Source organism: Acidaminobacter hydrogenoformans DSM 2784 (genome assembly GCF_900103005.1).
Taxonomy (GTDB): Bacteria; Bacillota; Clostridia; order Peptostreptococcales; family Acidaminobacteraceae; genus Acidaminobacter; species Acidaminobacter hydrogenoformans.
Window position 1 is genome coordinate 26,914 of record NZ_FMWL01000021.1, and the last position, 21,379, is coordinate 48,292.

A 21,379-nucleotide genomic window follows, 5' to 3' on the forward strand; every position below is an offset into this window, starting at 1 on the left:
CTTCCTTTTTGGTTGCTCTTTCCCCTTATTCATCAATAAAAATTGCGTCAATCTGCCAAGTGTCATTTTGCTTTAAGTATAGGACATTTAAAGTGTTGAGCCGCTCATCCGGCGTGTCATACCCTGAATTGTAAATCTCGTAAATGGCATTGTAGGTATTGCCGTCCTGCCAGAATGCACGTTGTCTCAGGTTCATAGGCTGTTCAGGAATGATAAATTCCACGGTGCCTTTACCGTAAAGGCTGGTAATGACACCATCCTCAATTTCCACAGAGGGTGTAAATGCCTCGGTGACGGCGCTGTTTTCCCCGCGGATCAAAGCATTTAGTGTGCCGTATAAATTGCTGTCCAAGGTGTTCCTGAGCTCGAGGAGACTCTCTGGATCTTCGGTTTCGATGGCGGCCAGTTCGGCTTTCAAAGCTTCATTTTCATCTGTGAGTTCGACGACTTGTGCTTTCAACATGTCGATTTCACCCTGCAGGTCAACAGGGGGTTCTGAATTTTGACATCCAGCGGCGACGAGGACAGCGACGAGGATCAGAAATGTCAGCAGACTTTTTTTGATCATTTGGCAAACCTCCTGTCAATTTCAATAAGTTCTATGTTACTATTATCTCAAATGTTTCTTATTGAATGATTAAAGAAGTATGAAATTTCGAGAAGTCTTTGTCTGGGCACTCTTTGCTTGAGGAGGAACATGTGCTGATGTATGTCGCTTGTGCGGTTGTGAAAATAGTTATTCCCGGGTCGTACAGCCTAAAAGATCGCAGGCGGGTGATGCTGGGTTTGACTTCGACCATCGGCAAAGGGCCTCACATTGCGGCGGTGGATCTCAGCCCGGACGGCACTCACAATCTGGGGATCTTAGGCGTGACAACGATTTCGAATGCGCTGCACCACGCGGTTGAACTCAGGGAATCCGCGCTGAGGACATTGGACCGGGATGGGCGTTTCGAGGTCGTGGACATTGAAACAGAGGAAATTAGGATGGAAGGCGGAAGGCCTGGGTTTAATATGCCTGGTCGAGAGGAACCGCAGATGTAAGGATAAGGGGGATGTTGTTATGTACAAAGTCGACATTGTAGGGCTGGGCGCTATTGGTGCAGCTTATGGCGCGGTTGCATTAAAAAAAGGTGGCAGCGAGATCCGGGTGCTTGTGGACGATTCCAGGTATTCGGTATATAAGGATAAAATAATCGAGGTCAACGGAGAACCGTTCAAATTTGCTGCCGCGTCGCCGGCCTACCGTCAAGGGGCGTTTGAAGGCCCGGCGGACCTGATGATTGTAGCCTGTAAGTATCCTGCCCTGGAGGAAGCCCTTGAGGTAGCCAAACAATTTGCGGGAGAGAATACACTGGTCATGACGGTGCTGAACGGTCTTTTAAGTGAAATTGTGGCTGTTGAGAAGCTGGGTGAGGACCGCGTGCTGCATTCTTTCTGCATGGGCATAGATACGGTGAAGCACGGTGACCGTGTGGATTACAGAAATATAGGCCGGATTGTCTTTGGTGCTGTACCTCAGGGGCCTGAAGATCCCCGGGTTCTGAAAGCGCGGGAGATTCTCGAAGAAGCAGGCATACCCTACGAAGTGCCGCAGGACATTCTCGCCATGATGTGGAAAAAATTTATGATCAACGTTTCGGGGAACCAGCTTTCTGCCGTCCTGGAGCTGAATTACAGCTATTTTCAGGAGGATGAGGACCTTCAGGCGCTCCTGAGAGCTGTCATGATGGAAGTCGTGGGGCTTGCCCAGCTCAAAGGGGTCAACCTCTCTGAAAACGCCATTGACGAGTACCTGAACAGCGTCAAGAAGCACGACCCCCTGGGAAAGACCTCCATGCACCAGGATATTGAGGCGGGAAGGCTTACGGAGGTCGAGCTGTTTGCTGGACATATGCTCGAAATGGGTGAAGAACTCGGCGTCGACCTGCCCTACAACCGGATGCTTTATCATTTGATCCGGATCAAGGAGCGTCAGGCAGGGGCCAGGCAAAAGGCTTAGAGTTAAAAGTAACTATAAAGAAGGGAAAAAGCACGGTGGCTGTTTTTTTAGGTCCGCTGGCTCTATTTCCCTTCTTTTTTTATGAGCGTAACCTGGGTTACTGAATTGGTGCTGAGCTATGTGTTAGGATAGCTATAGTAAATACGACTAAATTAGTAGGATATAAATGGAGGATGAGATTAGATGAGTTTATTTTTAGGAAAAGTACACTTTTGGCTCTACAACAAAATTCTGTGGTTCGAACATCTTGAAGACGCTATAGCCGCATATGCCGATGGTCGCGGGATCCCCGCCCAGAGCTGGAAGCAGGAATTCGAAGCAGCCTACGGCGAAGCCACTGGCGGCCGTCCGCTGGAGGAAATCATAGACCAGAGCAATATCCACGGATGGCTCCAGGAACGCATCACCCGCGCAGAATCCAGACAAGCCGCCTTCCTGACGCGCTTGACTGCTCAAGAGCCCGGCAAGATCGAAGACCTGAAGACTTTATTCCATGAGCATGGCTTAACAGCAGGCCGTAGCTATGAAGGCAATACCGGGACACCGGAAAGCCTTTTCAATGGCCTCAATGACTACATTCTTGACGGCATGCCTTGCGACAGGGTCAATCAGATTGTTTCCAGCGAGCCAGACAAATTTGAATGGAAAATGATGCAATGTGTTCATAAGCCGGTTTGGGACGCGGTGGACGGTGACGTCAGCCTGTTCTACGACCTGCGCCATGAATGGATCAGAGGTTTTGTCACTGGCGCATCCGACCAGTATGCTTATGGTGCGGATAATGATAACATGAGATGGATTGAAAGGAAGCGTGCCTGATATGATGCCTTCAGTATTGTTGATGAACGAAGAGCACCGCTATATCAAGAGAATGCTGGGCGTCATGCGGGGCTATTGCCAAAAGGTCTTGAAAGGTGAGACGGTAGAGCTTTCAGATTTTCGCAGCATGATCGATTTTGTCAGAAACTACGCGGATCAGCACCACCATGGCAAGGAAGAGGAGATCTTCTTTGGTTTCATGCTGGAAGAGCTTGGTGTTCTGGCTGAAAAGCTCGTTAAAATGGGCATGCTTGTAGAGCATGACCTTGGAAGACTGCTGATTGCTGATATGGAAGCCGCGCTGAAAAAAGTCGAGGCAGGAGATGAGGACGCCAAACTGGATCTGGTTTCCAATGCCATGGGGTATACCTATCTTTTGCACCGCCACATTGACAAAGAGGACGGGGTGGTGTTCACTTTCGCGGACCGTGAGCTCTCTGACAGCGCCAAGGCAGCTATTGAAGCCCGCTACGAAGCCTTTGAGGCTTCGGAAGAGGCGGTAAACGCACGAAGCAAATATGTCGAGCTCCTGGAAAGTCTGGAAGCGAAGCTGTAGGTCACAGCTTGTCATATAGATAATTATTAAAGCCTGTTCCCGGTTCTGAAGTGAGCATATCACTTCGGACTGGGGACAGGCTTTTTTGATTTCGCTCATAATAATGCTCAAAGTAAGGCGCGTAGTGATGCAGGCAGTTGTATGCTAAGGCTTTAGGAGGGTGATGGTGGCGCGGTCGTAGTCAATAATCCCGGATGCCTTCATTTCCCTAAGCGCCCTCGACAAAGAGGTTCTCGAGACATCGAGATATTCTGCCAGGGCCTTCTTCGAGTGAGGGAGCTTAAGCCGCGTCTCTCCTTTGGGCAGGTTTTGTTTGAGATAGATCAGCACCTTATCCTCAATACTTCTGCCAGTTAAATAATCAATACCTTGAGACAAGGCAAAGGATTTGATGGAAATTGCTTTAAGCAGCGATAAAAGCACCGCGCGATCCTGCATAGTGAGCTTGATCAAGGCATCCGGCTCAACCCGGAGCAGCTTTGAGGGCTTTAAGGCTGTGACGCCAAAAGGAAAGTGCTTTAGGCCTGAGAAGATCAGATTCGCTCCAAAGACTTCTCCTTTTCCAAATTGGCTGATTCTTGTGAGACGTCCTTCCTCATCCAGCTTTTCTACGGCTATTTCGCCCTCCACGACGAGGTCGACGGCAGTGCATGGATCGCCTGCAAGGTACACAAGGGCCTCGGCTTCAAAGGTATGGTAGCGGGCCTCGCCGGTATGGAGCCATTCCGTCAGCACGGCCTCCGGCAGGACGTGGAGCAGGGACTGAATTAGGGGTGAGGTGACAGCTTCAGAGCGCGACATGGTCATGCCTCCTTGCGGCAACAAGTTTATTTTGAGGGGGTCTCCTAAGATTATAGCATAGCCTGGGAAGCCTTATATAAGATTTGTTGTATAAGAAGGGCTTGGTGGCATAATTAGTATAATTTGGTGATGTGGTTAATTAAACGAAAACTGATCCCCTGCCCCACCCGGGGGAATTATTTTTTCATTTTGCAGAAGGGGCTGTTCAATTTCAATAAAATGGGGCATAATTAAATGAGAATGTATCTCAAACAAGGTCATTCGTTCCAACTTATAAGGAGTGAATCGTATGAAACGGTTATTTGAACCTCTTGAGCTCAAAAAACTCAAGCTGAAAAATAGAATAGTCATGCCGCCAATGTGCATGTACAGTGCAGAAGAAGGTTTGGCGAATGCTTTTCATGAAACGCACTATACCACAAGGGCTATGGGGGGGACGGGTCTGATTATTGTCGAGGCCACAGGGGTTCTTCCCCAGGGGCGGATTTCGGACCACTGCTTAGGTCTCTGGAATGATGCCCAAGGAGAAGCGCTCTCCAGGGTAGTTGAACGCGTCCATGCTGCAGGGGCTAAGATTGGGATCCAGCTGATTCATGCCGGGCGAAAATCGACAGTGACCGGCAGACCACTTCAGGCGCCATCTGCAGTTCGCTTCAGCGAAGATTTTCCCGTTCCTGAGGAAATGTCGAAAACCGAGATTGAAGAGGTTGTCGAGGCTTACCGGAGCGCGGCCCTGCGGGCGCTGAACGCTGGCTTTGACCTGGTGGAAATTCACGCGGCCCATGGTTATCTGATCAATCAGTTTCTTTCTCCTCTCGTCAATTATAGAAGTGACGCTTACGGCGAAAATCAATTCCTGCTCTTGACCGAAGTGGTTCAGTCTGTACGGTCTGTTTGGCCGGTGGAAATGCCTTTAAGTGTTAGAATTTCTGCGGAAGAGTATGACAAAGGCGGTCTTCACCCTGAAGATCTCGCCAGTGGGATTTTGGGTGCCAACCTTCAAGCGCTCGGTGTGGACCTTCTTCACGTCAGCTCCGGTGGGGTTGTGTCTGCGCCTGTCCGTGACTTTCCAGGCTATCAATTGGAATTTGCCAGAGTGATAGGCACGACAACTGGCATTCCCACGATCACAGGAGGACGCATGACAGATCCTGTCCATGTGGAGGATGTTCTCGCGCTGCCTGGAATAGATTTGGTTTTCCTCGGGCGAGAGCTTCTCAGAAACCCATACTGGCCGCTGGCTGCGGCTCAGAGGCTTGGCGTTGAAATCGAATGGCCAAAACAGTATGAACGCGCGAGGTATAAATAGGAGGTGGCAGAGTGCTTAATTTAGCTCAGGATGTTTCCTATGGCGTCGCGTTTTTAGCAGGTCTCCTTTCGTTCTTCTCACCTTGTATCATCCCTATGATCCCGGCGTACCTGATGTATATAACGGGGAGTCAGCTCGACGCTTCCAATCAAGTGACCAGAAGGCATGCTTTTCTGAAGACGCTTGTTTTTGTCGCAGGTTTTACGGTTGTTTTCTTGATCATGGGTACCAGCGCAAGCTTTCTGGGCACATTTTTTTCCAGAAACCGCGTCTGGATCCAAAGGCTCAGTGGTCTTGTGATCATTGTCTTTGGGCTTAACTTATTGGGCATTCTAAAGTTTTCGGGCCTATCAAAGGTCACGCGTTTCAGAGCAACTGCCAAGGAAAACTCTTATTCGGGGGCATTCGTCCTGGGTCTCGCTTTTGCGGCAGGATGGACGCCTTGCTTTGGCCCTGTGTTGGCCTCAATACTTTTGTATGCTGGCGCAAGCGCTACTGTGGCGAAGGGCTTCATGCTGCTCCTCGTATATTCACTGGGTATGGCAATTCCATTTTTGGTCTCGGCGGTTTTTCTGACTGAAATTAGCGGTTGGATTTCAAAATTTGAACGGGGCGCTGAAAAAGTCACAAAAATGGCAGGCCTCGTATTGATAATTTTTGGAATTCTCGTGGCGACAGGTTATATTGTCAGACTTGGCGGACTGCTTGTTTAGCTGAGTAAAACAAAGCGAACTATTTTGAAGTGATGTGACAGCCGTGAGAAAGTACAGCACGGCCAGGACAACAGGAGGGTAAGGTTATGGATAAAAAAATGAAAAGCATTGGTAAACCAGTCCTTTTTCTGATCGCGCTGCTGGCTTTGATGCTGGCGATTGGAGGCTGCTCGCCTCAAGCGCCTGCTTCAGAAGTCCCGGCAAGCGAAACGCCAAACGCTGAGTCACCGGGTTCGGAGGCGCAGGCGGAAGACCCCTACAATAAGGTTATCCCTTTTGAACTTCCGGACTTAGACGGCAATATAGTCTCCATTTCAGATTTCGAAGAAAAATATGTATTGATTAATTTCTGGGCGACCTGGTGTACTTATTGTGATCAGGAGATGCCCGACCTGCAGAAGCTGCAGGATAACTACGGGGATGAACTCGTCGTTATTCTGGTCAACGTTCAGGAAAAAGAAGAGGAGGTCGGAGCCTATCTTGAAAAGAGAGGACTCAGCATGCTGACGGTTCTGGACCAAAAGGGTGAGGTCTCGGGCATGTACGGCGTGACGGGCATGCCGTCCTCCTATTTTGTAACGCCTGATCAAAGGGTTATTGGCTATGTAGCCGGAATGATGTCCTATGAGACAATGGAGCAGTCTCTGGAGTATGTCAAAGAGCAATACGAAGCAACTAAATAAGCTGTCCCAAGATCCTTCAGGGTTTTGTGCAGAAGTATGGAGATGCATTGAAATGCAACTCCATATTTTTTTGTTGCAAATTTCTTTTTGGAATTACCTTAAAATGCAAGTTGTATTTTTGAAGATTCAAAATCGAAAAGTTACAAAAGGATTTCGTGTATCGAAAAAACTTATGACTTACTTAAAAAACTATTAAGAAAAATTTAATATTCAGCCTGAGACAAGGCGTTTGCAGCATTTATTATAATGGGTATAAGAATTTCAGATGCAGTAGGTGACAGGGATACAGAGGATAACCAGCCTGAAATAATACAAGAAGATTACAACGGTGAATAATTTTATGCCGTTGACTGAATATTGACAAGTAAAATGAATCCGTGATAAAATTCATTAAACCTTCTTCCAGCCTAAATGAAATGTCGGCTTTTTCGTGTGCTTGGCGCTTCCAAAGGCTGGTTTTTAATCCTAAAGGTTATCTGATAATTGAAATAAATAAAAATAAGCTTTTATATCGATAAAGGATGGTGAAAATCGTGAAGTTAATCGATTTCGGAAAGCTCGTCTCAAGAGCGAATGGAGAAAAGAAAGAAAAAGAATTTGAAATGGTCATGCTGGATGACTCGAAACTTGACGACGTCATGAAGCTTCAGGATCTGATCTATTCGAATCTTCGTGACAAGGACATTTTCGCAACGGACACAAAGGAAGATTATCTCAAGGACATGGCGGATGGCGGCTTCGTTCTCGGTGTTTATGTTGACAAGGAACTGATTTCTTACAGATATGTCAGCTTCCCTGGCTTCAGTGAAAAAAACCTCGGACTTGATCTGGGCATGCACCCTGAAGCGCTGATGTATTCCGCCAATCTGGAGACAACCGTTGTACACCCGGATTTCCGTGGAAACAAGCTGCAAAAGCTGACCTTGGATCACGCCATTGAGCTCGTCAAGGAGAAAGGTTATTATCATTTGTTCTCAACAGTATCGCCTAAGAATATCTTCAGCCTTGCCAATATTATGTCTGGTGAATTAAAGGTCAAGGGTTTGAAGAAAAAATACGGCAAACTGCCAGATAACAGTGATGGCAAATGGAGGTTCATATTGCACCGCGATTTAAAAGAAGAAGTTTGCGCGGAATATGGCAATTTGTTGTCCCTCAGCCTGACGGACTTCAATTCTCAGGTTAAAGCCCTTAAAGGCGGATATATTGGTCATCAAGTGGACAGGTTCGATCAGAAAATTGTCTACGCGGACAACAACAGCTGCGGCTTGGTTGTCCCTGAACAAAGTATATTATTGTAAGAACAAATCCCCGTCGGAAACGGCGGGGGTTTATTTTTTCAGAAAAGCCGTTGACATACGGTACACGTTGTGTATATTTAGTATTAGTAAACCAAAAGGTTAATAGCTCTAATGAAGTGCGGTTGACCTAGTAAACGTTGCCACAAAGTTTGCTAATACTAAACTAATCGATAAGGACCTCGTGTTCTAAAGGGCTTGGCAATTTTGAGAAAAACTCAAAATGCTTTAAAAAGCTCATTTTTTATGCCGTCAATTCACATTTTTGGATCGTCTGCACCTGTTTTTTTACGCTTGTTGCCCAATTGGGCAAAGGGTATTCTATAAAAGTCCCGTTTTTGGGTAATGTCTTTACTGAGCGACAACGGAGTCAGCAATCCACTTAATGGCATCCCGTAAGGAGGTTCTCTATGGAACTTTGGTTTACTGAGGAACATACGCCTAATGTCAGATTCAGCCTGAAAGTCCAGGCCCATTTATATTCCGGTGAAAGTGAGTTTCAAAAGATTGATGTGATAGATACGCTTGAGTTTGGTAAGACGCTTTTGCTGGACGGACTGATCATGTGCAGTGAAAAAGAGGAGCACACCTATCATGAAATGATGGTTCATGTGCCCATGACCGTTTTTCCTGACGCAAAACGGGTGCTGGTCATTGGCGGCGGGGACGGCGGTACGGTTCGTGAGCTTACCCGTTATAAAACTATTGAAAAAATTGATATGGTAGAAATTGATGAGCTTGTTGTCGAAGTCTCAAGGCAGTATTTGCCTACCATGTCCTGTGAACTTGATGATCCGCGAGTCACCCTTTATTTTCAGGATGGCATTGAGTTTGTCAAGGGTAAGGAAGAGGCTTACGATCTCATACTGGTGGATTCAACAGATCCAATCGGTCCGGGTGAGGGGCTGTTTACAAAAGCGTTTTATACGGATTGTTATAAAGCCCTCACAAAGCAAGGCATTCTGATCAATCAAAATGAAAGCCCTTTTTATGAAGTTTACCGTCAGAATATGATGAAAGCGGCGGAAAAGACCAGGGAAATATTTGAGCTGTCCAAGGTTTATACCTTCTATATTGGGATCTATCCGTCCTCGCTTTGGTCCTTCGGGTTCTCTTCAAAGGGGCTGGATCCTGTGCTGGACATGAAGCCTGACCGATTCCATGAACTTGGGCTGGATATGCATTACTATAATACGGACCTGCATGCCGGCGCATTTATGCTTCCGACCTATGTCAAAAAACTTTTAGAGGAGTAAGAAATGGATAAATTTATTGGCTTTGAATCGACTTACGAAGAGGCGCAGCTGGTGCTGTTTGGCATTCCTTATGACGGCACCACTTCTTTTCGGCCTGGAACGCGATTCGGTCCGGCAGCGGTCCGTCAGGATTCCTTTGGCATAGAAACTTACAGCCCCTACTTTGATCAGGACTTGGAGGACTACAAGCTTTGTGACCTGGGAGATATTGAGTTGACGTTCGGCAATGCCGCCCGGGTTATGGACACCATTGAGGCGTTTGCCAGGCCAGTTGCTGAGGCGGGGAAGAAGATCTTTTCCATCGGCGGAGAGCACTTGGTGACGTATCCCGTATTCAAGGCGGTTTTTGAAAAATATCCTGATCTGGCGATCGTTCATTTGGATGCGCATACGGATTTAAGGGAAGATTATATGGGAGAGAAGCTGTCGCACGCTTCGGTCATCAAACGGATTTGGGACCACGTCGGAGATGCCTCCATTTACCAGTTTGGTATTCGTTCAGGACTGAAAGAAGAGTTTGAATGGGCCAAGTCCCATACGTATCTCGAGAAATTTACGGCGAATACGCTGCCGGAGATTGTCAAGCAGATTGGCCAGCGACCGGTTTATCTCACAGTGGATCTGGATGTCCTCGATCCGTCCATCTTTTCAGGGACCGGAACGCCTGAGCCGGGTGGTCTGACATTCAATGCGCTGATTGAAGCACTGAAAGCTATGAAGGGGTTGAATATTGTCGCGGCAGACGCGGTGGAGCTTGCGCCCCACTATGATCACAGCGGTGTTTCCACAGCTGTGGCCTGCAAGCTGGTCCGCGAAATGACGTTATTGATGTTGTAAAGGAGTGGAGCAGATGAACCAGAATGCAGTGCCGCTGTTTGAGGCTCTGAAAGATTATCATGACAGGCAGGTCATTCCGTTTGACGTGCCCGGACACAAACATGGTCGCGGGCTCCAGGCGTTTGGAGAATATTTTGGAGAAAGAGTCCTCGAGCTCGATGTGAATTCCATGAAGTGCCTCGACAACCTTTCCCATCCTTCCGGTGTTATTCGAGACGCGGAAGAGCTTCTGGCGGATGCCTATGGCGTCGACTATGGTTTCTTCATGGTCAATGGGACAAGCTCCGCGGTTCAGGCAATGGTCATGAGTATGTGCAGGCCTGGAGATAAGTTTCTGCTCCCCAGAAACGCTCATAAATCTGCCACAAATGCCATAATTCTCACCGGTGCGGTGCCGGTTTTTATTCAGCCTGAGATCAATGTCGAACTGGGGATCGCCATGGGTGTGACTTTGGAGACTGTCAAGGCAGGCTTCGAGCGCCACCCGGACGCCAAGGGCGTTTTTGTGATCAACCCTACTTATTTTGGCGCAGCTTCAGAGTTGAAAGCGATCATTGAATATGCTCACAGCCTGGATAAAATGGTTGTTGTTGATGAAGCCCACGGCGCGCATTTTCATTTCCATCCGGCGTTGCCGGCTTCCGCGGCAAGCCTTGGCGCGGATATGGCAGCCATCAGTGTGCACAAGACGGGCGGTTCCCTTACACAGAGCTCTGCCCTGCTGATCAATGAAGGCAGGATTGACCGTCAGACGGTGAGAAAGATGATCAATCTGACGCAAACCACCAGTGCGTCCTATCTGTTGATGACCAGCCTGGACATGGCGCGGCGCAATTTGGCTGTCAATGGAAAAGCCATCCTGGGCGACGTACTCGCTATGGCAAAGGATGCCAAGCGGCGAATCAACGAGATTGATGGCTGCTATGCTTTTGGTTCGGAGCTCATTGGGACACCTGGCGTCTTTGACTTTGACGACACTAAGCTGACCGTCAAGGTGACAGGTCTTGGTTTGACCGGCTTTGAAGTCTACGACCTTATGAGGGATGAGTATAATATTCAGATGGAACTGGGCGACGCCAACAATATCCTTGGCATCATGAGCCTTGGAGATACCCAGGAACACGTGGATGCCGTCGTGGAAGCCCTCAGAGACCTCAGCAGCCGTTTTTACACCGGAAACCCACTAAGCTTTGTCAACATTCCCATGTCTGTGCCTCAGACAGTTCTGACGCCAAGAGAAGCCTTCTACAGTCAGAAGGTATCAACGAAGCTGAGGGAAGCGGTTGGAAAAGTCAGCGGTGAGTCTTTAATGGCTTACCCTCCAGGAATTCCAATTGTTACGCCGGGCGAGCTGATCACGAATGAAATGGTCGATTACATTGAATTTCTTAAGGGTCAGAATACGCTCCTGACGGACCTTGCGGATGATACGATTGAGTATATACGCGTGATCGTCTGAAGATAGCGTTGCATTAAAGCATAGAGAAGGCCATGGAAAAGCGCATTAACGTCTCCAGGCCTTTTTTTCTATCTTTAATAGAAATTTAAGAATTTTTAAACACAACTTTAACAGAGAATCTGTAAGATGGAAGTGTCAAATGAATCCCCCTTTACTTGACAATCTTCACTCCCAACCCTTTTGGCCCGCAGAGCTTTTGCGGGCCGCATGTTTTTTTTGGAACCTTCAGGCACAGCGGATGGCTGGAAAGCGGCTTGACGCCAGGTCCTTCAAGAGATTAGAATGACAGAGAACGGGGGTGGACGCCATGAACAGAGAAGAAAAAGCCCGGAATGAGGAAGTTAAGATTGAAGAAGCTAAGAATGAGGAAGCGTTAAAAAGCCTTGAGCCGGATGCCTGGGCGCAGGAAGATGACGACCTGGCGGCACTGAAGGCTAAGCGTGCCCGGAAGCTTAGCGTTGTGGCCTTGTTGCTCGTGCTGGCGGTGGCGACTGCTGCTGTGGCCGGTGTCTTGTCAGGAGGCGGGTTTTTCCGCTGGTTCCGAGGCATCACTAAAGGTTCTGCCCTCGTCACCATTGAAAGCCCCTCACCTTCTTGGGACCTGACAGCCATTTTTGGAGATGCGGACGAGGCAGAGGATGTTCTGAACGCGCTTCTGAGCGAAGTTAATGAGGCCCTCAACCAAGGACGTATCCCGGATGAAGACTCACTTGATCAGATGCTCAGGACAGCTGAGCGGTTGCTGGTTTACGCAACATTAATTCGGGACTCGGATCTCGGCAATGCTCGTGCGAAGGCTTTTCAAACTTCTGTGGACGCGCTTATAAACAAAGTGACCCGCCTTTCTTACACGCCTCATTCAGCGGATGAAGGACCTTCCATAGTCGAGCTGTCTGGTATTTACGAGCGCATCTATCAGAGCTTTGACCATAGCTATGGCGCCGCTTTTGGTGAGGATCCGGCACTTTTCAGCGAGGATGTGTCGCGGCGCTATAAGGCATTTGAAAAGTGGACACGGGATCAGGCGGCAGCAGCTGAGGTTTATGCGGATATTTACGAGGGCAAGGTTATCTTTGACAATTATCTGGCCCTAATGTATGGCGAAACTGAGGCAGCAGATGCTTTTATAAGTCAGGATCGCTTTAGCACCGCGGCCTTTGCGCAGCTCAGCACCATGACGCATCAGAATCTGGCCCTGAATCACCGCTGGGTAGCCCTCAAAGCCGAGCTGCTGGGGATGGAAGGCCCGCTGAGGTTTTCAGATCTCTTTGTCGGAAGCTTTATAGGGGAAGAGCCGCTCAGTGTGTCTGAGGCGGAAGTGTTCATGAACCAGGCCTTACAGCCTTTGCCGGACACCGGCCGAGAGGTTGTAGGCAGGGCGTTCTCAGAAAAATGGATAGACTTTTATCCGAGAGAAGACAAATATGAAGGGGCTTATACCTACGGCGCCTATGAGTCCCATCCTTACCTGCTGCTGAACTACACGGGAACGCCGGATAGCCTTGCAGAGCTGGCCCATGAGCTGGGGCACGCGGTCCACATGACCATAAGTGCCCAGAACCAACCCTTTGATACCTATTATGCGGATGTGACAGCCTCTGAGTTTGCCGCATCTGTGACAGAGCTCCTTTTCCACGAGTACTGCCTGGCGCAAGCTGGCAATAAAGAAGAGAAGCTCACTGCTCTCGCTGGATACCTTGATTTTTTGTCAGCGACCTACTTTGACCAGATGATGGCTACCGAATTTGAGGTTGAAGCCCACCGGATGAGTTTGGCTGGAGAGGATCTCAGCGCGGCGTCTCTTCGAGCGCTTTGGAATGAACTGATGACCGCTTATATGGGGCCGGATTATGAAATAACTGAGCTTGACGGCTATGACTGGGTGTCTTATCCCCACCTCTATTGGGATTTTTATATGTACAACTACGCGACAGGCATTGTCGCGGCTTATCCAGTGGCCAGCGGCCTCCTTAGAGACGATCCCAAAGCCCGGGACCACTGGAACCGGATCATGGCCGCAGGAGGGTCCTTGACCGGGGCTGAGCTGATGGCGGAAGCTGGTTTCAATTATGAATCAGAAGACTTATACAAAAATTTTTTCGAGAGATGGACCGCGTTGATGGACGAATTGGAGTTTTTACTGGATGCATCCTGATGGGGAATGTGCTACACTGTGAAAAAATGAGGGAGGCGACAAGTGTGATTTTATATTCAGCTTACTTTAAAACCGTTAATGCCGTGCTCGACGAGGAGATTCGTCAGGCGCACCTTGATTACATCTACAAATTGATGGCTGACGGTGTCATAGTCGCGAAGGGACCGTTTACGGACCACAGCGGCGGTTTGATCATCTATAAGGCAGAGGGTTTTGAACAGGCTACAGAGTACGTTATGAACGACCCTGTTTGCGTCCACGGTTCGAGAACGGTAGAAATCAAAGAATGGAAATCCTCCCTCGAGGTATAGAGGCGACGGGATAAAATTATCTGGATCACCAGACAAAAGTGAATTTTTAAAACATAAAAGGGCTGAAGCAAAACTGTTGAACAAGTTTTGCTTCAGCCCTTTTTGGTTGGGGCCTGTCCCCAACCAAAAACTGGGACAGGCCTCCAAAAATCGTGAACGAAAATTATATTTGAAATGATACTCTGAAATTATAAGTCAAAGGCAGAGGCGATCATATGAACCGCCTTGTCCCGGTCGTAGGCGTTCAGTGTGTAGGAGATGCTGATTTCTGAGGTTGTGACCTGGTAAAAATCAATATCATGTTCAGCGAACAGGTTGAAAAGCGCTGAGGCGACACCAGACTGGCTGACCATGCCTATGCCTACAACGGAAAGTTTGATGACAGAATCGTCAATGACATAGTCGATGGTTGGAAATTCAGCTTTCAGCTTTTCAAGGATCGCTTTAATGTTGAAGCGATCTTCGATTTTCGACGTGAAGGTTAAATTGACAAAGCTGTTGTAAGGTGCGGTTTGGCTGATCATGTCAATCATAATATTTTCGCCTGAGATCGCAGCAAATATTTTGGCGATGTTCTTTGATTCGAAAGGAACCGTATTGACAGTGACCATGAGACAATCCTCATCTACTGAGATTCCTGTAACCACGCGCTTTTCCATGGTTTCATCCAACTCCTTTATCAGTGTGCCGGGATAATCCCCTGTGCTCAGGCCGACTATGACGGGCACTTTGTATTTGTGGGCGAATTCGACTGCCCGTGTCTCGATGACTTTGGCGCCACGGCTGGCCATCTCCAGCATTTCCTCGTAGGAGATGCTGTCGAGTTTTCGGGCTTCGGGCAAGATTTTTGGATCCACGGTGTAAATGCCATCCACGTCCGTAAAGAGCTCGCAGGTGCAGCCAAGTGCGGCTGCGAGTGAGACCGCGCTGGTATCCGAACCGCCGCGGCCAAGCGTCGTGATGTCACCGTTCTCGTTGACGCCCTGAAAGCCTGCGACAACAACGATTTCCCCAGCCTCAAGGTGCTGGCGGATCCTGTCGGTCTCTATGCGGGAGATGCGGGCTTTGGTATGGACATCATCTGTGAAAATGCCTGCCTGACGGCCTGTCAAGCCCACGGAGTTCACGCCCAGCGTTTTGAGGGCTATACTGAGAAGCGCGACAGAAACCTGCTCTCCGGTTGCCAGGAGCAGATCAACTTCCCGGCGGTCCGGGGTCTCGCTGATAGAGGCGGCCAGCTCCAGAAGCTGGTCTGTGGTCTGTCCCATTGCTGAAATGACGACGACAAGGTCCTGGCCAAGACTTTTTCTCTCGGCAAGCCGCTTGGCGACATCTTTGATCTGGTCGATTGATTCAACGGAAGTACCGCCATATTTCAATACATAAGGATTCATTTAGTCGACGCTCCTTATCATAAGTCATTTCTGAGGATGTCTTCATATGTCTCGCGCTTGACGACGACCTTTGACTTCCCATTTTCAACAAAGACGACTGCGGGCTTGCGAATTCTGTTATAATTGCTGGCCATACTGTAATTGTAAGCCCCTGTTGAAGCGACGGCTAAAATATCGTTCTGCTTCGGATACGGCAGCTGAATACTCTTGATCAGAATGTCCCCGGACTCGCAGCACTTTCCGCCAATAGTGAAGGTGGTATCCGTTTCGTCCTTCATCCTGTTCGCAAGTGCGGCTTCATAGATCGCGTCATAAAGGGCGGTTCGAGGGTTGTCGGTCATGCCGCCGTCTACAAAAATAAATTTGCGGCCGCCGTAAGTTTCCTTTGTGGCAGTCACTTTGTAGAGTGTCGTGCCAGCGTTGGCGACAATGCTGCGTCCTGGTTCAATGAGGAGCTTTGGAATTGGAAAGCGGCGGGTTTTACATTCGGTTTCGACGGCTTCAACCATGGCAGTCAAAGTCTGTTCGATATCGAGATCGTTGTCATGTTCGGAATAGTAGACGCCAAAGCCTCCGCCCATGTTGAGCTCTTTTGTCTCATAACCGCTGTCTGTACGGACTTTGTCAATAAATTCTACCATGGACTCGATCGCTTTGACAAAGCTGTTATGATCAAGGATTTGTGAGCCAATGTGATAGTGGAAGCCGCGCAGGTCGAGGTAATAGCTTTCGTGGATGGACTTGATAAGTTCGTAGATATTTTCTGAGAATATTGAAACACCAAATTTCGAGTCGTTGTTCGCGGTTTGGATATAGGCGTGGGTATGCGCTTCAATACCGGGGTTTACGCGAAGCAGCACTTTGACCCGCTTATCCAGCTCTGCGCACAGGTACTGCAGCATCTCAATCTCGAATTCATTGTCGACGACAATGGTACCGACATTATATTGAAGTGCGGTGATCAGTTCTTCGACGGTCTTGCCGTTGCCATGGAAATAGAGGCGCTCTGGTGGAAAATTCGCTTTCATGGCGGTAAAGAGCTCTCCACCTGACACCACATCCAGAGACAGTCCGGCCTCGTCGATCAGACGGCACATGGCTAAGGTCAGAAATGCCTTTGAAGCGTAAATGACCTCGGTTTCTGTCTTTGATGATTTAAAGGTCTTCGTGTAGGATGCACATCTTTCGCGGATCAGTGCTGTGTCGAAAACATACAGTGGCGTGCCGTATTTTTTCGCCAGGATGACGGCGTCACAGCCCCCGATTTCAAGATTGTCCATGTCGTTGATCCGCATGGTTCCAAGTAGTCTCATGATTGTCCTCCTCGCAGTGTGTTCTCAAAGCGCTGCGTAAGCATGAAGCGGATCCGGGTCGCTATGTAGGCGCCGTAGATCCGTTCATATACCAGACGTATTGGGAACGCGATACTCATTCAGGGTACAAAAAAACAGCCAGAGTAAAAGACTCGGCTGCGGATTCTGCGCATGACGACACTTTTACCCCGCCCGTGTCAGCGCGCCTGATGGAAGCCGGGTTGCTTCCGTCAGACAGTGTCATACTTGTTCAGCATGACCCCAGCGAGGGACGCTTCGGCGGTGTTCCCTTTCCGGACAAACAAACTTGACTGAATGTCCATACTAATGTTCACCGCGGCCTCTGACACGGGCTATCTGTTTAATCGATTGAAATTTTCATAATTATACAATGTTACTTTATCCTTTGTAAAGGTAATATGCCAAATAAATTGCAAAATTTGGAGATGTTTTTCACAAACTTCATTTGAAACTTGGCATTTTGAGTTCACAAGTGCGGAAAAATTGATATAATGATAGTCAAGACTGCAGCTTTGAGGAGTGAGACAAATGGTACAATCCATCAAAATTAATCTCGAAATGATCGAGAGTATGATCTATTATTGGAAAGCTACAACAGAGCGACAAAAGGTCGGTGAACCATTCATTTTCTCTATGGTGGACAATCCGCTCATGAGCCCTCTGTATGGTGAAGACTTTACGAAGGAAGGCGCAAGGAAAGTGCTCAGTGCTATTTCCAACCGTGAAATATTCAAGTCAGAGACCAAAGCAGAAGGGCGCTTCTGGAACAATCAGATGTGGATGATGGAGGATCTTGGTGTCATGGAAGCTATGACGTCGCCTCTAAAAACATTGAATCTTGACCATCTTGTACCAGCGCTGGAGACGGATCAAGACATTAAGCAGCTTGAAGTCGTCTTTTTGCCGGGACATATTGATACAGCCTATAAATCTGGACATCGTCTGTTCGTCAATTTTTTCAAAATCACAGGTGTCATAGAGGGAAGTGGCTTTCAAATTGAGGGCTTGCCAATAAAGGATTTCCTTTTCGTAAAGCTTAAGGAAATGCTTCAATAATAGTTTGCGCCACAAATTCATCTATAGAAAAGGAGATCAAAATGCAAAATCAAGTACTCGCAGTTGTCGCAGGTCGTGAAATCACCCGTCAGGACGTAGAGGACCTCAAAGCTCAGATTGGGCCTCAAGCCGCTAATTTTCAAGGCCCGGAGGGTGAAGCCAAACTACTGGACGAGCTGATTCATCAAGAGCTGTTTTATGCAGAGGCGTTGGATCAAAAAATGGACCAGTCTCAGGAATATCTGGAAGAGGTAGAGCGTGAAAAGGCAAATCTGCTGAAGCGCTTCGCTATCAAAAATCTTTTGGATGCCGTTCAAGTGAGTGATGAGGAGCTTCAGGCGTTTTACACAGAGAATCCCAAAGCGTTTGAAACTGAAGGCGGAGTGCGTGCGCGTCACATTCTCGTACCAGCTCTCGAAACTGCTGAAGAAATTGCAGCATCCATTAAAGCGGGTCAAGACTTTGGTGAAGCGGCTAAAGCGCACTCCATGTGTCCATCCAAAGAGCAAGGCGGCGACCTTGGAAAATTTGGAAAGGGCCAAATGGTTCCAGAGTTTGAAGAGGCAGCGTTTTCCCTTGCTATTGGCGAGCTGAGCCAACCGGTTCAAACACAGTTTGGCTATCACCTCATTGAGGTGACGGAGAAGGATGAGGTTGGCAGGATGTCCTTTGAAGAAGTCAGAGATGACCTTCACAGGGAGCTTGTCATGAGAAAGCAATCCAGTGTCTATATGAACCATGTCAATTCACTGAAGGATGCATATTCAATCGAGAGAAAATAGGACATTTGAGAACCCCTGTTGACAACAGGGGTTCTCAAATGTCTGGAAGTCGGCAAAGTCGTTTGCAGGCGGTGGATGGGTTGGGTGTTGTGAGACCATCGGCAGCTGTTTTTTAGAAGTCCGGGAGGCTATTATGTCGGAGAAAAACATTAAAAACTTTGAGGTTGGAGAGGAAATTCAAGGGTTTTTCCTGATCCGGAGTCTGAACCTGAAGACCTCAACAAACAACAAAAAGTATTTGGATTTTACCATTGCGGACAGCACTGGGGAGCTCAACTCGAAATTTTGGGACTTGCCGGACGACCTCGTGGGGCAGTTTAAAGCCGGGGATGTCGTGAAGCTTCGGGGAACGGTGACGAGCTGGCAGAATTCTCTGCAGATGAAGGTGACCAAGATGCGCCTGAGTGAGCCGAATGACAACGTGCGGGTGGAGACGCTGGTTCAGAGCGCGCCGGAAGACAGCACGGCTATGATGCAGGAGCTGCGGGGGTATGTTGCTGAAATTGGTATGGAAAAGCTTCGTGAGCTTGTCGAGCGGATTCTGGAGCTCTATGCCGAGAAATTTGAGATCTATCCCGCGGCTAAAAAGCATCACCACGCCATTCGGTCGGGGCTGCTCTATCACGTCCTAAGGATGCTCAGGAGCGCCAAGGTGCTTTGCGGCATATACGGGAATCTCAACAAGGACATGCTTTACGCGGGGGTGATCCTTCATGACATTGAGAAGATCAATGAGATGGAGGCGGACGCGCTGGGGATTGTCAGCACCTATTCCTTTGAAGGTCAGGTTCTGGGGCATATCATCATGGGTATCAAGAAAATTGATGCGGTGGCGGAGGAGATTGGACTTGACCGCGAGATTTCTCTGCTGCTGCAGCATCTAATCCTCACCCACCACTATGAGCCACAGTATGGAAGCCCTAAAAAGCCGAGTATACCTGAAGGTGAGCTGCTGCACTATCTCGATATGATCGATGCGAGAATGTATGATATGGAGAAAGCGATCGCCGGGATTGCGCCGGGGACGTTCAGCGACGGTGTTCAATCGATTGATTACAGAAGGATTTACAAGCCGTCTTACAGCAAGGGGGAGGAAGAATAGACGTGAGCGGAATAATGTCGTCTTTGGCCAGCGCTTTGAGTCTGGGATCAGTTCAAAGCTTTCATTTATGGAGCGGACTTATTGCTGTAGGCATAATCTTTGTTTTTATTGCCGGGCACAAGCTGTTTGAAAGAATATTGTTCAAGCTGCTTCGGGTTGCGGCAAAAAAACTTGAGAGCGAAGTCTTTGATTCCATTGTGAAGGCCTTCGAAAAGCCTTTGAAATACCTCTTTGTATTTTTAGGACTTTATCTGGCGTATAAATACCTGATGCTCCGCTACATTCCGCTTGCGGCGGCGTCCGGGTTTATGGACAAGCTCATGCGGGTGGTTGTGATTCTGACGCTGGCGACGGGGCTTTACAATCTTGAAACCGTCTATTCAAGTGTTCTGTTCAAACTGGATGACCGGCTGAATCTTGGGTCGACGGTCCTCGTTAAGCAGCTGACGGTCAAGGTGATCCGTGCGGTCATTATGGTCTTGGCCATTGGCATGGCGGCGAGCGAATTCTTTGATGTGAATGGCTTTATTGCAGGCCTTGGCATTGCGGGACTGGCATTTGCCATGGCGGCCAAGGATACGCTGGGCAACATGATTGCCGGAATGACCCTGATCATGGACAGACCCTATGACATAGGGGAATGGGTTTCCTGCAGCGGCGTCGAGGGCGAGGTTGAGGAGCTGTCTTTCAGGAGCACGAGAATCAGAACGGCAACCAAAGAGGTCGTGGTGGTGCCCAATTCCATTATGGCGAGCAATCCCATTTCAAACTTCACGCGGCGGGGCATCCGGCGCATTCGGTTTACCCTTGGGGTGACCTACGACGCTGGGCCGGAGGATCTCGAAAATTTGAGAGACCGGATTATGGCTTACTTGGATACCGAGAACATGATTCTGCCTGATGGCCGGATCGTACGCTTTGATCAGTTTGGCGCCAGCAGTCTTGACGTCCTCGTCAATTGCTACGTCAATACGAATGATCTGGCGTTATTCTTCGAAATCAGGGAGAGCGTTCAGCTTAATGTGATGAAAATCATGAAAGAGGTCGGGACGTCGCCGGCGTTTCCAAGTCTCAGTGTTTACATGGAGCCAGCGGAGGCGGCGAAGTCGTCCTAAACTTTATCTGCAGCGCTTAAATTTGAAAATTAATCCATACAAAACGGGAGGGCACAGGTGTCAATTGACACCTGCGCCCTCCCGTTTTTCAGGCTCTAAGTCAATAGTTGGGGTGGGGATTCTTTGAATCCCTGCTCCTTTAATGTTTAGAGGGTATTTTAGTAATCGATTGTCAACGAACGAATTATGGGCATGACAAAAAGGCCAGCAGTGTAAAACAGCCAGTTAAATCTACCTGCACATGTGAAGAATTCTGTTTCTGAATCTCATAAAGTTTCTCACGCCATAACTGATGCGTTTCAAGACTTTGATTTTATTGTTGAATCCTTCTGTACAGCCATTGGTATAGCCATACTTGAAGGCGTTGAGGATCTCCTTGCTCCAGTTCCTGAACGCT

Annotated in this window: 22 protein-coding genes and 1 riboswitch; of the genes, 17 read left to right on the forward strand and 5 right to left on the reverse strand. The window is 48.4% G+C overall.

Features of this window, described 5'->3' with window-relative positions:
• Nucleotides 1-25 precede the first annotated feature (25 nt).
• The gene (locus tag BLP63_RS14455) at nucleotides 26-568 is read right to left on the reverse strand and encodes a hypothetical protein (RefSeq protein WP_092592796.1); all 543 of its coding nucleotides are present in this window, start codon (nucleotides 566-568) and stop codon (nucleotides 26-28) included.
• Nucleotides 569-705: 137 nt separating this feature from the next.
• On the opposite strand from BLP63_RS14455, the gene BLP63_RS14460 reads away from it, so the two are divergent.
• The 4 genes from BLP63_RS14460 (at nucleotide 706) to BLP63_RS14475 (ending at nucleotide 3,377) form a co-directional block, all read left to right on the forward strand.
• Nucleotides 706-1,044, forward strand: coding sequence for a DUF503 family protein (locus BLP63_RS14460; RefSeq protein ID WP_092592798.1), 339 nt, complete (start codon nucleotides 706-708; stop codon nucleotides 1,042-1,044).
• A gap of 19 nt (nucleotides 1,045-1,063) precedes the next feature.
• Nucleotides 1,064-2,002, forward strand: a complete 939-nt coding sequence (locus BLP63_RS14465; RefSeq protein WP_170829480.1) for a ketopantoate reductase family protein — start codon at nucleotides 1,064-1,066, stop codon at nucleotides 2,000-2,002.
• Nucleotides 2,003-2,185: 183 nt separating this feature from the next.
• On the forward strand, nucleotides 2,186-2,821 hold the full coding sequence (locus BLP63_RS14470) for a hypothetical protein (RefSeq protein ID WP_092592802.1): 636 nt from the start codon (nucleotides 2,186-2,188) through the stop codon (nucleotides 2,819-2,821).
• 1 nt (nucleotide 2,822) lies between these two features.
• Nucleotides 2,823-3,377 (forward strand): hemerythrin domain-containing protein, encoded by a 555-nt coding sequence (locus tag BLP63_RS14475; protein ID WP_330387175.1) that lies wholly within the window; start codon nucleotides 2,823-2,825, stop codon nucleotides 3,375-3,377.
• A 144-nt stretch (nucleotides 3,378-3,521) separates the two neighbouring features.
• Here the strand turns inward: BLP63_RS14475 and BLP63_RS14480 are convergent, their stop codons facing one another.
• The gene (locus BLP63_RS14480) at nucleotides 3,522-4,178 is read right to left on the reverse strand and encodes a Crp/Fnr family transcriptional regulator (RefSeq protein ID WP_170829481.1); all 657 of its coding nucleotides are present in this window, start codon (nucleotides 4,176-4,178) and stop codon (nucleotides 3,522-3,524) included.
• 289 nt (nucleotides 4,179-4,467) lie between these two features.
• On the opposite strand from BLP63_RS14480, the gene BLP63_RS14485 reads away from it, so the two are divergent.
• The 9 genes from BLP63_RS14485 to BLP63_RS14525 all read left to right on the forward strand — a co-directional run bounded on the left by BLP63_RS14485 (nucleotide 4,468) and on the right by BLP63_RS14525 (nucleotide 14,199).
• Nucleotides 4,468-5,487, forward strand: a complete 1,020-nt coding sequence (locus BLP63_RS14485) for an oxidoreductase (protein WP_092592806.1) — start codon at nucleotides 4,468-4,470, stop codon at nucleotides 5,485-5,487.
• 11 nt (nucleotides 5,488-5,498) lie between these two features.
• Nucleotides 5,499-6,200, forward strand: coding sequence for a cytochrome c biogenesis CcdA family protein (locus BLP63_RS14490; RefSeq protein WP_092592808.1), 702 nt, complete (start codon nucleotides 5,499-5,501; stop codon nucleotides 6,198-6,200).
• 86 nt (nucleotides 6,201-6,286) lie between these two features.
• Nucleotides 6,287-6,883, forward strand: a complete 597-nt coding sequence (locus BLP63_RS14495) for a TlpA family protein disulfide reductase (protein ID WP_092592810.1) — start codon at nucleotides 6,287-6,289, stop codon at nucleotides 6,881-6,883.
• 533 nt (nucleotides 6,884-7,416) lie between these two features.
• Nucleotides 7,417-8,184, forward strand: a complete 768-nt coding sequence (locus tag BLP63_RS14500; protein ID WP_092592812.1) for a GNAT family N-acetyltransferase — start codon at nucleotides 7,417-7,419, stop codon at nucleotides 8,182-8,184.
• Nucleotides 8,185-8,591: 407 nt separating this feature from the next.
• The gene (gene speE, locus BLP63_RS14505) at nucleotides 8,592-9,437 is read left to right on the forward strand and encodes a polyamine aminopropyltransferase (protein WP_092592814.1); all 846 of its coding nucleotides are present in this window, start codon (nucleotides 8,592-8,594) and stop codon (nucleotides 9,435-9,437) included.
• Nucleotides 9,438-9,440: 3 nt separating this feature from the next.
• Nucleotides 9,441-10,274, forward strand: coding sequence for an agmatinase (speB, locus tag BLP63_RS14510; protein WP_092592816.1), 834 nt, complete (start codon nucleotides 9,441-9,443; stop codon nucleotides 10,272-10,274).
• Nucleotides 10,275-10,287: 13 nt separating this feature from the next.
• Nucleotides 10,288-11,733, forward strand: coding sequence for an aminotransferase class I/II-fold pyridoxal phosphate-dependent enzyme (locus BLP63_RS14515; protein WP_092592818.1), 1,446 nt, complete (start codon nucleotides 10,288-10,290; stop codon nucleotides 11,731-11,733).
• Between the two features lie 307 nt (nucleotides 11,734-12,040).
• On the forward strand, nucleotides 12,041-13,888 hold the full coding sequence (locus tag BLP63_RS14520; protein WP_092592820.1) for a M3 family oligoendopeptidase: 1,848 nt from the start codon (nucleotides 12,041-12,043) through the stop codon (nucleotides 13,886-13,888).
• Nucleotides 13,889-13,932: 44 nt separating this feature from the next.
• Nucleotides 13,933-14,199 (forward strand): YciI family protein, encoded by a 267-nt coding sequence (locus BLP63_RS14525; RefSeq protein WP_170829482.1) that lies wholly within the window; start codon nucleotides 13,933-13,935, stop codon nucleotides 14,197-14,199.
• 188 nt (nucleotides 14,200-14,387) lie between these two features.
• Here BLP63_RS14525 and BLP63_RS14530 read toward each other — a convergent pair whose 3' ends face one another.
• Nucleotides 14,388-15,593 (reverse strand): aspartate kinase, encoded by a 1,206-nt coding sequence (locus tag BLP63_RS14530; RefSeq protein WP_092592824.1) that lies wholly within the window; start codon nucleotides 15,591-15,593, stop codon nucleotides 14,388-14,390.
• 17 nt (nucleotides 15,594-15,610) lie between these two features.
• Entirely contained in the window at nucleotides 15,611-16,906 is a 1,296-nt protein-coding gene (gene lysA, locus BLP63_RS14535; RefSeq protein ID WP_092592826.1) for a diaminopimelate decarboxylase, read from the reverse strand.
• A gap of 190 nt (nucleotides 16,907-17,096) precedes the next feature.
• Nucleotides 17,097-17,260: riboswitch (Lysine riboswitch) on the reverse strand.
• 195 nt (nucleotides 17,261-17,455) lie between these two features.
• Here lysA and BLP63_RS14540 point away from each other — a divergent pair.
• The 4 genes from BLP63_RS14540 (at nucleotide 17,456) to BLP63_RS14555 (ending at nucleotide 20,982) form a co-directional block, all read left to right on the forward strand.
• On the forward strand, nucleotides 17,456-17,983 hold the full coding sequence (locus tag BLP63_RS14540) for a TDE2712 family protein (RefSeq protein WP_092592828.1): 528 nt from the start codon (nucleotides 17,456-17,458) through the stop codon (nucleotides 17,981-17,983).
• Between the two features lie 41 nt (nucleotides 17,984-18,024).
• Entirely contained in the window at nucleotides 18,025-18,765 is a 741-nt protein-coding gene (locus BLP63_RS14545; protein ID WP_092592830.1) for a peptidylprolyl isomerase, read from the forward strand.
• Between the two features lie 133 nt (nucleotides 18,766-18,898).
• Nucleotides 18,899-19,867, forward strand: a complete 969-nt coding sequence (locus BLP63_RS14550) for a 3'-5' exoribonuclease YhaM family protein (protein WP_092592832.1) — start codon at nucleotides 18,899-18,901, stop codon at nucleotides 19,865-19,867.
• A 2-nt stretch (nucleotides 19,868-19,869) separates the two neighbouring features.
• Entirely contained in the window at nucleotides 19,870-20,982 is a 1,113-nt protein-coding gene (locus BLP63_RS14555; RefSeq protein WP_092592834.1) for a mechanosensitive ion channel family protein, read from the forward strand.
• A gap of 231 nt (nucleotides 20,983-21,213) precedes the next feature.
• Here BLP63_RS14555 and BLP63_RS14560 read toward each other — a convergent pair.
• On the reverse strand, nucleotides 21,214-21,379 hold a 166-nt coding region (locus BLP63_RS14560; protein WP_139159845.1), incomplete at its 5' end, for a transposase.

Bases quoted from the DNA above. Each gene is read 5' to 3' on its own strand.
- BLP63_RS14495 (WP_092592810.1), top strand. From the start codon at position 6,287: ATGGATAAAAAAATGAAAAGCATTGGTAAACCAGTCCTTTTTCTGATC.
- BLP63_RS14550 (WP_092592832.1), top strand. From the start codon at position 18,899: ATGTCGGAGAAAAACATTAAAAACTTTGAGGTTGGAGAGGAAATTCAA.
- BLP63_RS14480 (WP_170829481.1), bottom strand. From the start codon at position 4,178: ATGTCGCGCTCTGAAGCTGTCACCTCACCCCTAATTCAGTCCCTGCTC.
- lysA (WP_092592826.1), bottom strand. From the start codon at position 16,906: ATGAGACTACTTGGAACCATGCGGATCAACGACATGGACAATCTTGAA.
- BLP63_RS14475 (WP_330387175.1), top strand. From the start codon at position 2,823: ATGATGCCTTCAGTATTGTTGATGAACGAAGAGCACCGCTATATCAAG.
- BLP63_RS14485 (WP_092592806.1), top strand. From the start codon at position 4,468: ATGAAACGGTTATTTGAACCTCTTGAGCTCAAAAAACTCAAGCTGAAA.
- BLP63_RS14540 (WP_092592828.1), top strand. From the start codon at position 17,456: ATGGTACAATCCATCAAAATTAATCTCGAAATGATCGAGAGTATGATC.
- BLP63_RS14545 (WP_092592830.1), top strand. From the start codon at position 18,025: ATGCAAAATCAAGTACTCGCAGTTGTCGCAGGTCGTGAAATCACCCGT.
- BLP63_RS14470 (WP_092592802.1), top strand. From the start codon at position 2,186: ATGAGTTTATTTTTAGGAAAAGTACACTTTTGGCTCTACAACAAAATT.
- speE (WP_092592814.1), top strand. From the start codon at position 8,592: ATGGAACTTTGGTTTACTGAGGAACATACGCCTAATGTCAGATTCAGC.
- BLP63_RS14455 (WP_092592796.1), bottom strand. From the start codon at position 568: ATGATCAAAAAAAGTCTGCTGACATTTCTGATCCTCGTCGCTGTCCTC.
- BLP63_RS14465 (WP_170829480.1), top strand. From the start codon at position 1,064: ATGTACAAAGTCGACATTGTAGGGCTGGGCGCTATTGGTGCAGCTTAT.
- BLP63_RS14530 (WP_092592824.1), bottom strand. From the start codon at position 15,593: ATGAATCCTTATGTATTGAAATATGGCGGTACTTCCGTTGAATCAATC.
- BLP63_RS14520 (WP_092592820.1), top strand. From the start codon at position 12,041: ATGAACAGAGAAGAAAAAGCCCGGAATGAGGAAGTTAAGATTGAAGAA.
- BLP63_RS14515 (WP_092592818.1), top strand. From the start codon at position 10,288: ATGAACCAGAATGCAGTGCCGCTGTTTGAGGCTCTGAAAGATTATCAT.
- speB (WP_092592816.1), top strand. From the start codon at position 9,441: ATGGATAAATTTATTGGCTTTGAATCGACTTACGAAGAGGCGCAGCTG.
- BLP63_RS14460 (WP_092592798.1), top strand. From the start codon at position 706: ATGTATGTCGCTTGTGCGGTTGTGAAAATAGTTATTCCCGGGTCGTAC.